The sequence below is a fragment of the Streptomyces sp. CB02923 genome (genome assembly GCF_001905005.1).
In the GTDB taxonomy this organism is placed as follows: Bacteria; Actinomycetota; Actinomycetes; order Streptomycetales; family Streptomycetaceae; genus Streptomyces.
On the sequence record NZ_LWKZ01000012.1, the window covers coordinates 631,053 to 644,938 of the forward strand.

Genomic DNA, 13,886 nt, shown 5'->3' on the forward strand with positions numbered 1-13,886 from the left:
CCTGCGGGACAGAAGCGATCAACGCGCGCCCGCTTGCGGCGGAGCTGAGCCGAGCATGTGGTGCCTAAAGGGAAGCCATCGGGAGATCAGCTCTGTATGCGCAGGGCTGGCAGCAGATATCGCCGAGGTTGGAGCTCTTCGACGAGATGACAGCTCCGTTGGCGTACACCGACAGCGGGCGCAGCGGTGCCTGCTCGTGAAAGCGAGGCGGGGTACGGCCGTAGACGGCTTCGAGGAGTTCGCGCACGGTGCGCAGCTCGGGGCAGGGGGAGGCCCAGTCGTCGGGGTTGCCGTTGCCGTAGACACTGGCCGAGGACGTCAGCACGAAGCGCCGGATGCGGTCGCTGGCGGCCACCGCGTCCAGCAGGACCTGGGTGCCGGTGATGTTGTTGCACAGTGCCGCCATCGGCTCGCGGGTGCAGGCCGCGACGTCCGCGAGGGCGGCGGCGTGGATGACGTAGTCCGAGCGGCGCACCAGGTGCCGTACCAGCTCGGCGTCCTGCACATCACCGGTGATCATGTCGGGGCTGGTCGGGTCGATGCCGAACAGGTCGCGGTAGACGGGGCGGGGGTAGGCGTCGAGGGTGCACAGGGACAGCGGGCGGGCGCCCAGGGCGCGCAGCAGGCCGGTGATGCGGCTGCCGATCAGCCCGGCCCCGCCGGTCACCAGAACGGTACGGTCGGCGAGCTGGGTGAGATCGAAGCTAACGGGCACGGTTCCTCCTTCGTCGGCTGCAGGTGCGGATTTGCCCTCAGTCGTCAGACAGCGGCTGGGCCCGTTTGGCGTCGGCGCGCCGGCTGACGGCCTGTTCGGTCTGGATCGCGAACAGCTCCGCCTGCCCCGGGTTCAGCAGCAGGTTGGTCTGGGCGGTGGTGCCGTCGGTGAAGTGCACTGTGACCGGCAGCTCGATCTCGCTCCGGTCGTGGCGGTAGGTCAGGTCATGGCCCGCGGCCGGCACGACGTGGGAGACCATCCGCAGCGGCTGCTCCGGGACACCGGAGGCTTCAGGCCGTGGCGCCGCGGCGCTGTCGCTGGTGGCAGTCGTGCGATCACTTGGGAGGACGGGAGTGGTCGTCATGGGCATCTCCTTCACCGGAAGCGGACTCGGCCGGCTGTCGCAGCCGTGGCACGCGGCGCGCGACGTAGGCCCTGGGGTGTGCAGTTCAGTCAAGGGGCGGGTAGACCGCCGGAGGAGGGGCCCGGGCGTAGTCCCGTGTAGGCCCGCGTAGGTCAGGGAGGGGCCCCGATGCCGAAGAACCAGGTCATCGCGCAGCTCATCCGGAACGCGTGCGCCGAGCGCGGGTGGGGACCGACCGACCTGGCCCGCGCGGCAGGTCAAGCAGAAAGCGGCGACTCGGGGCGGGTCGAGCGCCAGTACGCGCGCCGCTGGCTCACGGGGGAGCGCACGCCCGCGTACTGGTGGCCCTACGTCGCCCAGGTGTTAGATCTGGATGTTCACGCGATCGACGTGCCGGACACGCGCCCTCCAGCAGACGCTGGCACCGATACCGTGGCCTCAGCCCTGGAGTTGGGAAGGAGCGACGTGGACCGCCGGAACTTCGTCACCGCGTCCAGCGGATACGCCCTCGCCGCCCTCGGCCTGCCCGACCCGGACAGCATCACCCGCCGCACCAAGAACCCGCCCGCGGGTGCGGTGCGCGTCGGCAAGGGCGAGGTCGCCGCCGTCCAGCGCATGGTCATCTCGCTCGGCGACTCCGCCGCCGAACTCGGCGGCGGCCACGCCCGCCACCTCGCCGTGCGCTACCTCACCGACGACGTCGCCCCCTGGCTCAATGGCTCTTTCACCGAAGCCACCGGCCGCGCGCTCTTCGCCGCCGCGTCCCAGCTGGTGCACCTGGCCGGATGGATGGCCCAGGACGAAGGAGACACCCCCGAGCTGCGGGGCCTGGCCCAGGGCTACTACGCGCACGCCTTCCGCCTCGCCGCCGAAGCCGGCGACCCCGAGCTGTCGGCCACCGCGCTGCGCGGCCTGGCCGTCCAGTGCGTCGACCTCGGCTTCAGGGCCGAAGCCGTCCAGCTCGGCGAAGCCTGCGTCGAACACGGCAAAAACCTCGACAACGCCCGCGCCATTGCCTACTACGAGGCAACCCTCGCCACCGCCGCGGCCCATGACGACGACCGACACCTGGCCACCCAACACCTCGCCGCCTCCGAAACAGCCATCGGCCGCCCGGCCGCCACCCCCGGCGACTCCTGGGCGGCCCACTACTCACCCGGCCGCTGGGCCCACGAATCCGGCATGATCCTCTCCCGCCTCGGCGACCTGCCCGCCGCCGAAGAACACCTCCACCTCGCCCTCGACATCCACGGCCTCGACCGCCGCCGCACCCGCGCCATCGTCCACGCCGACCTCGCCGGCGTACGCCTACGCCGCGGCAACCTCGACGGGGCGCTGGCCTCCTGGAACACGTTCCTCGACTGCGCCGACGGCATCCGCTCAGTAAAGGTCCAGGCCGCGCTGCACGACATGCGCGTACGGCTGCGGCGCTTTGGGGGAGTGAGCGAAGCACAGCAACTCCGGCAGACAGCTGCCCGTCTCCTGACCTGAGCGGTCCACCTCTGCTCGCGCCGAGAATGCGCCTCAGAGCCGCTCCACGTGCGTCGGAGGCGGTTCACCTCTGCGTGTGCGGGGAGCACTGCGGCGGTAGGCGGCCCGCAGAGCGCCGGGGGCAGCCCCGCATGCGCGGGGACCACGACGTGCACACCTACGCCGAGCAGGCCGTCCGTGGACCAACCCCGCCTGCGCGGGGGCCACGAACCCGACGTCGCCCGCGTCGAAGGGCCCGCGGGACCACCCCCGCATGCGCGGGGACCACGAGTACGTACGGCGCACCGGCCTGGCCGGGCGAGGACCACCCCCGCATGCGCGGGGACCACAAGCAGCGGGATCGGCACGTTGGGTCCGTAGCGGGACCACCCCCGCATGCGCGGGGACCACCGGAACGGGACCTGCTGGACGCGCGGATCCAGGGGACCACCCCCGCATGCGCGGGGACCACTGGCACAAGAAGGCCGGCCTGGCGGTCCCTCCGGGACCACCCCCGCATGCGCGGGGACCACAGGCCGCGACCAGCAGTTTTATCTGGCGGAGCGCGGGTTCTTACTCACTTTCGAGAACTCCGACATTTCGACCTAGGAGGAGTGTTCGAGGTGGAAGCCTAGTTCCCTGATCACGCTACTACCTGCAGGCGGCGGGCCTGTGCCGTCGATGTCGTCGGTCTCTTGCGAGGGGGAGTTGAAGGGCGCAGAAGGCTTGGGCGATCGAGTCGGAGGTGTGGTGCGGCCCCGCTCCGCATGTGGGCTGTGTGATTGGCCGGTCCGGAGCCGGTTTTGCCCCGTGGCCGTCGTACCCGGTGTCGTCGCCGAAGCCCAGCGAGATCACCTCGCGGCAGGCTGTCGCCACCTCGCGTGCCGAGAGCCGTTAGGTGCGGGAGCCAAGTTGGGCGACGTGTGCTGCCTGAATGGGGCCGTGAATGGTCGAGGCCCGAGTCTGCTGAGGGGCTACTGTGCGTAGCCGCCGGGAGAGTCGGTTCTGTAGTTCTGAGGAGGTCTGTCCGGCGGCGTGCGCTTCGTGGTGGGGTCCTGTCGTCCTGCCCGGAACGTCGTAAGCTCCGAACGGAACTCAAAACCCGGTGGCGCAATTGCCACACGCGCCCCCTCGTACGCCGGTCGTCATGGCGAGCCCCCCGCCGCGTCGATCGATCGGATCGCCGCCGTCCCCCTGGCTGACATGGCCACCCTCACCCGGCTCGAATCGGCCGGCAGCCGTACGTGGGCGCCGGCCCCGGCCCCCAGGGTCCCGCAAGACCGGCCGCACGCCCTCCTCGCGCGCGGACCTGCGCAAGGGGTGGCCGGCACCGGACGACTGGGACGAGCTTTCGACCCGGCGCCGTCCGAAGTGGAAGCGCTGGAGGGTGTGGCAGTACTTCGCGGACCGGGAGGGTCTCGGGCGCGGCGGTGGACCGGACATCGGGGCCTCGCCCGGGACCCCCATCACGTAGCGAGCGCCGCGCTGTTTCGGGTTGGTGGCCCGGCGGCCCCTCCCGGCCGTGGCGTGTTCCTGGCGAGGCGGGCGCGACGTGCCGGCCCGTGGGGGTACGCCACGGGCCGGCAGCGACCGAGGTGAGTTGAGCGGAGGGCAGTCGAACACGGCTGGAACGGCGATGGCGCAGCAAGTCACCGAGCCGCCGAGCCACCGCTCACGACTGCCCTGTACAGGGCAAGTACAGGGCAGTCAGGTCGGGTTCTCAGGCGCTTTCGGTCAGGACGTCGTCCAGCCAGTCGTATACGCGGGCGAAGGCCAGGCGTTGGGCGCCTGCCTGGCAGTGTGCGTCCGCGCCCAGTGCGGCGGTGAACTCCAGCAGCGTCTTGGGGCAGGTCAGGTGCTTGTGGAGCAGTTCGGGCTGGCCCTCGAAGAACACGTCGTCCGGGGCCGAGCAGACCAGGGTGGGGCAGGTGATCTTCTGGGCGATGCCGTCGCGCAGGTGATAGTCGAGGAAGGTGGCGAAGACCCCGCGCGGGGTGTCGGCCCCCATGACGTACGTGCCCTGGTCGACGATCCAGCGAATCTTGGGGCTGGCGGCCATGGCCGCCTCCACGGCGGCGTCGAGCTCGGGGTCGCGGTCGGCGCGCAGCCGCCGTTCGGCCTCGGCGCGGTCGAGGGACAGGAGACCGGTGGCCATGTCGCCCATGTCGTAGACGCCGTCGAGGGCGATGACGGCGGCGAGGCGGTGTTCGAAGGCCGCGGCGCGCGGCGCGAGCAGGCCGCCCATGCTGTTGCCCAGCAGGGCGATCCGGGCGGGGTCGACTTCGGGGCGGGTGAGGGCGTAGTCGAGGACGGGGCCGACTACGTTCTCCCAGTCGGGACGGAACATCAGGCCGTGGTGGTGGCGGGTGCCGGGCTGGCCGGGGCCGTCGAAGGACAGGACGTTGTAGCCGCGCTCGACTGCCGCGGCGGCGCCGGCGAAGTGCATTTCCTCGGCCGTGCCGTCGAACCCGTTGAACATGACCACGGTCGGCCGGGCGGCGCCCGAGTCGTCGGCGCGGTACAGGTACCCCGGCAGCACGGTGTCCTCGTAGGGGATCTCCACCGGCTCGATGACCGGGGTGAACAGCGCGGCGGCCTGGCGGAAACACCTCACCGACGCGTCGTATGCGTGCAGGATGCGCGGGTCCGTGGCGTCGCCGTGCAGGAAGAACTCGGCGCTTCGGTAGTAGTTCGACGCCCGCAGGAAGGCGTCCCGGGCGCTGACGCGGTGCCCGCCGGCCAGGGCCGTACGTCCCTCGTCGGCCACCCGGTCGGCGGTGGCGAGCCACTCGTCGTGCCAGCTGTCGTAGTCGCCGGCGGTGATCCGCTGCGTGGTCACCACGACCTCCCCGAAGTCGGCGCCGCCGTAGGCGATGTGACCGAAGGACCGCAGTGTCTCGAACCAGAACGAAGGGTTGTGGGGGAAGAACAGGGGCTCCATTGACACTCCTAAAGCAGTTGTTGGCTGCGTTTAGTGGGACTGTAGGGGTGCGGAAGCAATAAACGCAAGTCTCGACTGCGTTAAAGTGGGGGTCATGGAGAAGCAACGAGAGCCGGCCCGCCGGCCCGGTGGCCGAGCGGCTCGTGTCCGCGCGGCAGTGCATCAGGCGGTAGCCGACCTGGTCGGCGACCGCGGATACGGGAACTTCACCGTCGGCGACGTCGCCGCCCGCGCGGGCGTGGCCGACACGAGCATCTACCGCCGTTGGGGAAACCTGGAAGCCCTCCTCTCGGACGTGGCCATCACCCGGCTCAGCGCGACCTCCCCCACGCCCGACACCGGCAGCCTGGAGGGCGATCTGCGCTCTTACGCGGCCACCGCCGCCCGCGACGTCGCCGGGCCGGACGGGATGGCGATACTGCGCCTGGCCATCTCCCTGTCCAACTCCGGGCAGCCGGGCCTGGAGGCCCGCGACGCGTTTCTCGCCGAACGCGCCCGCCAGCTACAGGCCATGCTCGACCGGGCCCGGGACCGAGGTGAACAGCCGCCGGACGTCCTCCAGGTGCTCGATCTCATCCTGTCCCCGATGTACATCCGCATCCTGTTCGGAACGGGCCCGCTCACTCCCGCCTACACCGACGAACTGGTCGACCGCCTGCTGTGCCTGCACGCCGCCGCCGGGGGGGAGTGAGTTCTCCTTGAGCACTACCGGGACCTCCGGTATGACCAGCCGTCTCAGGCTCTCGAACGGGGTTCGGGCTTGGGGCAGGGCTGCCGTGGTCTCCGGCGGTCGCGGTGGTCTTCGCGCAATCGTGTGCCGTGTGAGCGCTGGAGGGGTGCGTACGGCCAACACACAGCCGCCACGGTCCAGTTCGGCCGCCAGCTGGTCGGCCAGTGCCCCCGGGGCGTCGTCGAGCCGCTCCGGATGCACCTCGCTGCCCCGGGACGAGACCGCAGTGTCTTCGAACTACCGGGTCCTGACCGGGCGCGACGGCGGTCAGCGGCGGGGCTGGCCGCCAAGGCCGGCGGGGGTCGCCGTGCCCGCGAGGTACCGGTCGAGCATCTCGCGGCGCTGAGCGATCTGCTGCTCCTGGCGGGCGAGTTCGTCGCGGACCTGCCGGACGCGGGTCAGGAGTTGTGTGCACTCGCCGGGGGGCGGTGTGGGGGCGGTGCAGGGAAGGATGTCCCGGATGATCTGGGAGGGCAGTCCCGCGCGGTAGAGGTCCTGGATGAAGGCGACCTGGCGTACGGCTTCCTCGCCGTACTCCCGGTATCCGTTGGGGCGGCGGTCGCTGGAGAGCAGCCCCTGGTTCTCGTAGTAGCGGAGCGAACGGGTGCTGGCCCCGGTGGCCCTGCTGAGTTCTCCGATGCGCACGCCGTCTCCTCCACCGAGTCCACCGAGTCAGGCTTGACATTGACGTTAATGTCAAAGTTTACCGTTCCGGGCATGAAGACGAATGAAGAGGCGAGGCGGCGGACCGCGGTCGTGACCGGCGCCGCGACCGGCATCGGAGCCGCGATCACCGAGCGGCTGGCCGGGCAGGGCATGCACCTGGTCCTGGTCGCACGGGACGGCGCACGCCTGGAGGCGGCCGCCGAGCGGCTGCGCGCCGAGTACGGGGTCCAGGTGTCGACGCCGGCGCTGGACCTGTCGCACCAGGACGCTCCTTCCCGGCTGGCCGAGTGGCTGACGGATGCGGGAACCGAGGTCGACGTACTGGTCAACAACGCCGGCGCCAGTTCGCTGGGACCGGTCGCCGACAGCGATCCCGCTCGGGTGCGGCACCTGGTCGATCTCAACGCCGGCGCGGTGGCGGAGCTGACGGCGCTGCTGCTGCCCGCCATGGTCGCGCGGGGCAGGGGGGCGATCGTCAACATCGCGAGCACCGGTGCGTACGCGCCCGCTCCGTACGCGGCTGCCTACGCGGCCTCGAAGGCGTTCGTGCTGTCCTTCACCCGGGCGGTGTGGGCCGAGACGAGGTCGACGGGGGTGCGGGTCGTGGCGGTCAGCCCCGGGCCGACCGCCACCGCGATGAACACCCGGCGCATGCCGGGCAAGCGCGAGCCCGGTGCCGTCGCGGACACCGTCATATCCGCCTTGCGCGGCCGGGGCCCGGCGATCGTCGACGGCCGTCTCAACGCTGTCCAGACCTTCGTCTTCAGCCGCCTGCTGCCCGCGTCGACGGCCACCCGGATCGCGGAACGATCCCTGCGCAAGGCGGCACTCGGCAGCTGAGGTGCCGCGCTTCTCCGGTGGCGGAGCCGCCGGTGGATGGACCACCCCCGCAGGCACGGGGCCCCCGGGCATCGCGCTCATCTGGTCCTCCCGGCGGGGGACCACCCCTGCACACACGGGGACCCCAGGCCGGTACCACCAGCTTCACCCGGCGGAGCGCCGTTTCCCACTCGCTTTCGAGAACTCCGGCATTTCGTCCTGCAAAGGGTGTTCGAGGCGGACCAGCCCGGCTTTCGGGGCTTGAGTTGATGCACGTCGGTGAGGCGGAATATCGGCAGCACGAGCCTTGTTGCCCGCCATTATTGATCAATAAGGAGGAGGTCCCATGCCTGCGATCCTTCGGCCCCGCGCGTTGCGTTCCGGCGATCTCGTGGTCGTTACCGCGCCCTCGGGGCAGCTTGAGCCGGGTGAGGAACCATTGCTTGCCCGCGGTGTGGCGATGCTTGAGCGGATGGGTTTTCGCGTGCGGGTCAGCCCGATGGTCGACCCGGCGCGGAATCGCTGGTGGGCGTCGGGCGCTCCGGCGGAGCAGGCCGATGAACTCAACGTTTTGCTCCGGGACCCGGAGGTGCGGGCCATCGTCGCGCATACCGGCGGACAGGCGGTCATCGGCTATCTCGATTTGATCGATATGGACGCGATCCGGGCCGACCCCAAACCGATTCTCGGCTATAGCGATATCTCGCTGCTGCACATGGCATTGCACGCCAGGACCGGCCTCGTCGGCTTTCACGCCGACATCGCCACCCACGGTTTCGGCAGCGACTGGTACACGCTGGGCGACCAGGCCCGACGCTCCGAGCTCGTCGACCTCTACACCCGTGTGCTCACCAAGGCCGAGGCCCCGGGCGTACTGCCGGCGATGGGGGCCTGGGGAACCTGGCGGCCGGGCCGCGCGCAGGGACCGCTGTTCGGCGGTTTGCTGAACCGCCTGGTCCTGCTGCAGGCGACGCCGTTCGCGCCGGCCGCCGAACAGTTCGACGGCGCCGTGTTGTTCTGGGAGGAGTTGCAGCGGCCGGTCTCGCGGATCTGGAACGACCTGCACACCTTGCGGCTGTCCGGAGTGCTGGACCGGATCGCGGGCATGGTGGTCGGCATCCCGACCGAGGTCACGCCCCACGAGGGTGGCGGAGAGCGCGCGGAGCTGCGCGACGTGGTGCTCGATGTCCTGGGACAGCGTGACATCCCGGTCCTCGCCCAGGTCGACTTCGGCCACACCTCGCCGAACTTGCCGCTGCCCATCGGCGTCCGCGCGGACGTGGACGCGGACAACCGGACGCTGTCCCTGCTTGAGGCGGCGGTCGCTGAGAGCGGAGGAGAGTGAAGAGCGGAGAGCTGAGAGCCGAGAGCCGAGAGCCGAGAGCCGAGAGCTGAGAGCTGAGTTCTGTCGGACATCGGCGTGCGCCCGGACGGAGGGCTGTGACCTGTCGTGTTCCGCACTCACGACGGCCTGTAGGCCCTGGCGGCGGACGGCATCGAGGCGGCCGGTTTCACCGCCGGCCTGTCCCGGCCCGCCGAGGTGCCCGCGCTGATCGCCGGTATCCGCGACCGCTTCGGCCGTATCGACGTGGTCGGGCACGGGTCGTCTGACCACCGACGTCACGACAGTCCACCCCATGCCCCGGCTCAGCGGCCTGGCCCCATCGGCGCCGCCGCCCGCAACTCCCTCCACTCCCTCCACGGTGAACTGGCCGACCTGGGCATCTACGCCGGCACCCGCTCCGTCGGGGCGGCGCGTCGATCACCTTACGACGGTCCCGTCGGCGGGCCCCCGGCTTCGGTGTCCGGTGCCGCCACGGTCGAGGCGGCGTGCAGGAGCTGCTCGATGCCGAACCGGAAGCGTGCCTCGAAGTCGACCGACATGAAGTCGTCCAGCGTCGAGTCCAGCGCCGGGAAGTGGTGTTCGGCCACGTGGGCGCGCAGGCGGCCGCGCTGGTCGGCGGGTGCCGCCTGTTCCTCCTGGACGAGGCCCAGGGTGAAGTAGAAGAGGTTCCAGGCCGTCCATGCGGCCGTCCTGTGGGTGGGGCAGCCGCGCAGGAGGGCGGTCACCAGGCGGTCGGTGAAGGCGAGGGTCTGCGGTTCCGCGGGAAAGGTGCCCGCGACGAGCAGGGCGCCGTCCCGGTGCCGGAGCATGGCCCGGCGTAGCCGCCCCAGCAGTTCGGCCGCCTGATCGTGCCAGTCCTCGGGCAGGTCTGCCAGGTCGACTTCCCCGAGCACGGCCTCGGCCATGGTGTCCATGAGCCGGTCCTTGGTGCGGATGTGCCACATGACGGTGTTCATGCTGACGCCCAGCTCGGCCGCGATGGCCCGGGTGGAGAGCTTGGCGACGCCGCCCCGGTCGAGTACGTCGAACGCCGCGCCGACCACGTGGTCGAGGGTGATCCCGACCTTGGTGCGGGCGGCGGCTTGTTTCTTGGTCACTGATCGAGTATATCTGACACCGGCATTTCACTTGGTCAGTGATAGAGAGGTGTGGCATGAGCGAAAGTGTCGTCATCGTCGGCGGCGGACCGACGGGCATGTGGCTGGCCTGCGAGCTGCGTCTGGCCGGGGTCCGCACGGTGGTCCTGGAGCAGGACCGGGAGATCGACCCGCATTCCCGGGCGCTGACGGTGCACGCCCGCACGATCGAGACCTTCGCGCTCCGCGGCGCGCATCAGGACCTGTTGGCGGAAGGCGGCCGGATACCCAGCGGACATTTCGCGGTCCTCGACGACCGCCTCGACTTCCGGGAGCTGGACACCGACTTCCCGTACACGCTCACGATCCCGCAGGCGCGCACGACGGAACTGCTCCGGCAGCGCGCCGTGGCAATGGGCGCGGATGTCCGTCTCGGACACCAGGTGACCGGCTGCGTGGACACCGGCGGCACGGTGACCGTGTCGGTCGACGGGCCGGAGGGCGCGTACGGGCTCGACGCCGCGTACGTCGTCGGGTGCGACGGCACGCGCAGCGTGGTGCGCCGGTGCGCGGGGATCGAGTTCGAGGGGACCCGGTTCACCGCGCTGGGGGCACTCGGCGACGTGGTGCTCGACGACCCGCCGCCCGGCCCGGTCACGAGCAGGTGGACGACGCGGGGCACGTTCATGCTCGTCCCGCTGTCCGGGGGCCGGCACCGGATCGTGGTGCACTCGCCCGAGGACCTGCGCGAGGACTGGCCGGGCGAACTCACCCTGGAGGAACTCCGTGAGCGGGTGCTGCGCATCACCGGCACGGACTACGGGATGCACAGTCCTTCCTGGCTGTCCCGCTACAGCAACACGAGCCGCGTGGCACGGCTCTACCGCAAGGACCGGGTCCTGCTGGCGGGTGACGCGGCCCATCAGCACATGCCGATGGGCGGTGTCGGGCTGAACGTGGGCGTGCAGGACGCGATGAATCTCGGCTGGAAGCTGGCGGCGGCCGTGAGCGGCCGGGCGGGGGAGGGGCTGCTCGACACCTACCACCGGGAGCGGCATCCGGTGGGGGACGACACGATCGAGCACACCCAGGCGCAGACCGCGATCATGTCGGACTTCTCACCGCAGGGAACCGCGCTGCGGTCCCTGCTGGGAAAGCTGATCGCGGAACGGCCGCAGCTCAACGACGCCCTCGCGCAGCGTCTGTCCGGGTTGTCGGTGACGTACTCCCTGCCCGGTCAGCGCCACCCGCTCGCGGGCTGCCGGGCACCGAACCTGAGGCTGTCGGACACGGAACGCCTCTTCGACCTCCTCCGGGACGGGCGCCCCGTACTCATCGACTTCGCGCGCGTCGACGGCTTTGGTGCCGACGGCCTCTCTCCCGACGGCCTCTCTCCCGACGGCCTCTCTCCCGACGGCCTCTCTCCCGACGGCCTCTCTCCCGACGGCCTCTCACCCGACGGCACCGCCGCCGCCCGCCTCAACCGGTACCGGTGCCCGCGGCCGGCCGAGCAGTCCCGCGCGGCGTGGGCCGGTGTCAGCGCCGCCCTGATCAGGCCGGACGGGTACGTCGGGTGGGCGTCGGACGAGACCGCCCCGGCTGCTCTCGCGATCGAGGCCGCGAACGCCGTCGCCGCTCTGCACCACCCGCAGCCCGAAGGGAAGCACGCATGATTCACCGCATCGAACCGGACGCTGTCTTCGGCCTTCCGGACCTCGTCAGCCAGGTGTCGGTCCCGGCCGGGCTCGGTCTGGCGTTCATCAGCGGGCAGGTGGCCTGGGACGAGGAGGGCCGCGTCGTCGGGGAGGGCGATCACGTGGCGCAGGCCGCGCAGGTGGCCCACCGTATCGACCGCCTGCTCGACGCCCTCGGCGCACAGCGGCAGGACATCGTCAAAGAAACCGTCTACGTCGTGGACCACGAGCCACGTCTGATCCCGGGCATTCTGGGCACCCTGCACGGTTCGCCGCCGCCCTCGTCCACCCTGGTGGGTGTGGCGAAGCTGTTCGCCCCGGAGTTCCTGATCGAGGTCGAGTGCGTGGTCGCCTTGCCGGACGGAGAGCAGGGGTTCCCGCGGTGACCGGCACCGGGCAGGCCGCGGTCCGTCCCGTCCGGGCGCTGTTCGCGCTCACGCTGACGGTTTCCGCGGTGCTGCTGGGCAGCACCATCCTCAACGTGGCACTCCCCACGATGCAGAACGACCTCGGTGCGAGCACCACGGAACAGCAGTGGTTCCTGAACGCCTACACCCTCACCTTCGCCGGATTCCTGCCGGTGGCGGGAAGCGCCGGTGACCGGTTCGGCCTGAAGCGCGTGCTGGCCTGGGGAACGGCGGCCTTCGCCCTGACGACGTCGGTGGCCGGGTTCCTCGATTCGTCGCTCGGCATCATCGTCGTGCGTGCGCTCATGGGCGTGGCCGCGGCCACGATCATGCCCGCCACCCTCGCGGTGATCCTGCGGATCTTCCCGGCCGAACGACGGGCCCGAGCCATCGCCTCATGGGCGGCGGCCTCGGGTCTGTCCCTCTCGCTCGGCCCGCTCCTGGGGGGAGCGCTGCTGAGCGCGGGCCTGTGGTGGGGCTCCGTTCTCGAACTCGTGGCGCTGTTCGCCCTCCTCGGCCTCGCGGCGACCTGGGCATGGATCCCGCAGACGCCGGGGATCCCGCAGGCGCCGGGGATCCCGCAGGCGCCGGGGATCCCGCAGACGTCGGCGAGCGGCGCCGGAGGACTGCGCGTGATGCCCGTGGCCGCGTCCTTGGCAGGCATCGGCCTGCTCGTCTTCGGAGTGGTGCACGCCACCGGCGACGGCTGGGCCTACGTCGGTACGTGGCTGCCCGCGACGGCCGGTCTGGCCGTACTGGCCGGCCTCGTCCTGTCCGAGGCGCGGCACCGCGAGCCACTCCTGGACGTCGGCCTCTTCAAGCATGCCTCGTTCACCGTCGCCGCGGTGGCCCTGACACTCGGCTCCTTCGTCGTCTTCGGCTATCTGTACTTCACCACCTTCTACCTCCAACTGGTGCGCGGCCATTCCCCGTTGGAGACGGGGCTGCTCTTCATTCCGCTGTCGGCGGGGCTGGTGGCCGGAGCCCCGCTCTCGCAGCGGGTGGCGGAACGGTTCGGCGCCCGGACGACGATCGCCACCGGCATCACCCTCATGGCCGCGGCGTTCGCCGGTGTGACCGGGCTGGGCGCCCACACCGGTCCCGCCTGGTTCGTCGTGGACGCGTTCGCCCTGCAACTCGGCTTCGCGCTCGTCCTGGCGCCCGGCACGACACTGGCCTCCGCCTCCGTACCCACCGACCGCGCGGGGGCGGGATCGGCGCTGCTGAACACCCTCCGCCAGCTCGGCAGCGCGCTCGGCGTCGCGGTCCTCGGGTCGGTCCTGTGGTCCCGGTACTCGGGCATGATGGGCGACCGGCTGGCCGACGCCCCGGCGGGCATCCGGTCGGCCGCGGCGGAGTCGCTCGCCTCGGCCCTGGCCACGGGCGACCCCGCGGCGACGCAGGCCGCCGTACCGACGTTCCTCAGCGCCATGCACACGACGACGCTCGTCGCCGCCGGGGTGTGCGGGATCGCCCTGCTCGTCACGCTGTTCACGGGCGCGTCCCGCCGGACCGGGACCGTTGGCCCGCAGACACCGGCACGGGAACGGGGACGGGGACGGGAGTGGGAACGGGAGCGGGGACGGGGACGGGAACGGATGCGCTCCGGCTTCCGTGCATGACGCCGAAGCGGACCGAACTCCCCGATGTTCCCCGCCC

At 71.1% G+C, this 13,886-nt stretch carries 13 protein-coding genes and 1 CRISPR repeat array; of the genes, 8 read left to right on the forward strand and 5 right to left on the reverse strand.

All coding sequences use genetic code 11. The annotated features are described in order from the left end of the window. Positions 1-64: 64 nt before the first annotated feature. Together A6A06_RS14325 and A6A06_RS14330 are read right to left on the reverse strand one after the other, a co-directional pair. The gene (locus tag A6A06_RS14325) at positions 65-715 is read right to left on the reverse strand and encodes an NAD-dependent epimerase/dehydratase family protein (protein WP_079194006.1); all 651 of its coding nucleotides are present in this window, start codon (positions 713-715) and stop codon (positions 65-67) included. Between the two features lie 37 nt (positions 716-752). Further along, entirely contained in the window at positions 753-1,079 is a 327-nt protein-coding gene (locus tag A6A06_RS14330; protein ID WP_199930863.1) for a hypothetical protein, read from the reverse strand. Between the two features lie 168 nt (positions 1,080-1,247). Between A6A06_RS14330 and A6A06_RS14335 the strand changes: the two genes are divergently transcribed. Both A6A06_RS14335 and A6A06_RS43905 read left to right on the forward strand, forming a co-directional pair. After that, entirely contained in the window at positions 1,248-2,570 is a 1,323-nt protein-coding gene (locus tag A6A06_RS14335) for a tetratricopeptide repeat protein (protein ID WP_242440728.1), read from the forward strand. A gap of 118 nt (positions 2,571-2,688) precedes the next feature. Beyond that, positions 2,689-3,082: direct repeats of the CRISPR family, unit length 28 nt; unit sequence GGACCACCCCCGCATGCGCGGGGACCAC. Between the two features lie 514 nt (positions 3,083-3,596). Next, positions 3,597-4,148: a DUF6211 family protein gene (locus A6A06_RS43905; protein ID WP_443333750.1), complete on the forward strand. Its 552-nt coding sequence runs from the start codon at positions 3,597-3,599 to the stop codon at positions 4,146-4,148. A 121-nt stretch (positions 4,149-4,269) separates the two neighbouring features. On the opposite strand, the gene A6A06_RS14345 is transcribed toward A6A06_RS43905, so the two are convergent. Then, complete coding sequence (locus A6A06_RS14345; RefSeq protein ID WP_073761581.1) at positions 4,270-5,490, reverse strand: alpha/beta hydrolase family protein; 1,221 nt, start codon at positions 5,488-5,490, stop codon at positions 4,270-4,272. 94 nt (positions 5,491-5,584) lie between these two features. Here A6A06_RS14345 and A6A06_RS14350 point away from each other — a divergent pair, with 94 nt between their 5' ends. Next, a complete protein-coding gene (locus tag A6A06_RS14350; protein ID WP_073761582.1) occupies positions 5,585-6,181 on the forward strand; it encodes a TetR/AcrR family transcriptional regulator in 597 nt (198 codons plus the stop codon). Between the two features lie 306 nt (positions 6,182-6,487). Here A6A06_RS14350 and A6A06_RS14355 read toward each other — a convergent pair whose 3' ends face one another. Further along, positions 6,488-6,865, reverse strand: coding sequence for a MerR family transcriptional regulator (locus tag A6A06_RS14355; protein ID WP_073761583.1), 378 nt, complete (start codon positions 6,863-6,865; stop codon positions 6,488-6,490). Between the two features lie 72 nt (positions 6,866-6,937). Between A6A06_RS14355 and A6A06_RS14360 the strand changes: the two genes are divergently transcribed. Together A6A06_RS14360 and A6A06_RS14365 are read left to right on the forward strand one after the other, a co-directional pair. Further along, complete coding sequence (locus tag A6A06_RS14360) at positions 6,938-7,726, forward strand: SDR family NAD(P)-dependent oxidoreductase (protein WP_073761584.1); 789 nt, start codon at positions 6,938-6,940, stop codon at positions 7,724-7,726. 325 nt (positions 7,727-8,051) lie between these two features. Then, positions 8,052-9,050 (forward strand): S66 peptidase family protein, encoded by a 999-nt coding sequence (locus A6A06_RS14365; RefSeq protein ID WP_073761585.1) that lies wholly within the window; start codon positions 8,052-8,054, stop codon positions 9,048-9,050. 422 nt (positions 9,051-9,472) lie between these two features. Here A6A06_RS14365 and A6A06_RS14370 read toward each other — a convergent pair whose 3' ends face one another. Further along, entirely contained in the window at positions 9,473-10,147 is a 675-nt protein-coding gene (locus tag A6A06_RS14370) for a TetR/AcrR family transcriptional regulator C-terminal domain-containing protein (protein WP_073761586.1), read from the reverse strand. A 56-nt stretch (positions 10,148-10,203) separates the two neighbouring features. Here A6A06_RS14370 and A6A06_RS14375 point away from each other — a divergent pair, with 56 nt between their 5' ends. From A6A06_RS14375 to A6A06_RS14385, 3 genes are read left to right on the forward strand one after another with little or no spacing between them, the layout of a single operon-like run. Beyond that, positions 10,204-11,799: an FAD-dependent monooxygenase gene (locus tag A6A06_RS14375; protein WP_073761587.1), complete on the forward strand. Its 1,596-nt coding sequence runs from the start codon at positions 10,204-10,206 to the stop codon at positions 11,797-11,799. Next, positions 11,796-12,206 (forward strand): RidA family protein, encoded by a 411-nt coding sequence (locus tag A6A06_RS14380; RefSeq protein WP_073761588.1) that lies wholly within the window; start codon positions 11,796-11,798, stop codon positions 12,204-12,206. The genes A6A06_RS14375 and A6A06_RS14380 overlap by 4 nt, the downstream gene beginning before the upstream one ends. After that, positions 12,203-13,849, forward strand: coding sequence for an MFS transporter (locus tag A6A06_RS14385; protein WP_073761589.1), 1,647 nt, complete (start codon positions 12,203-12,205; stop codon positions 13,847-13,849). Before A6A06_RS14380 ends, A6A06_RS14385 begins: the two co-directional genes overlap by 4 nt. Positions 13,850-13,886: the final 37 nt, after the last annotated feature.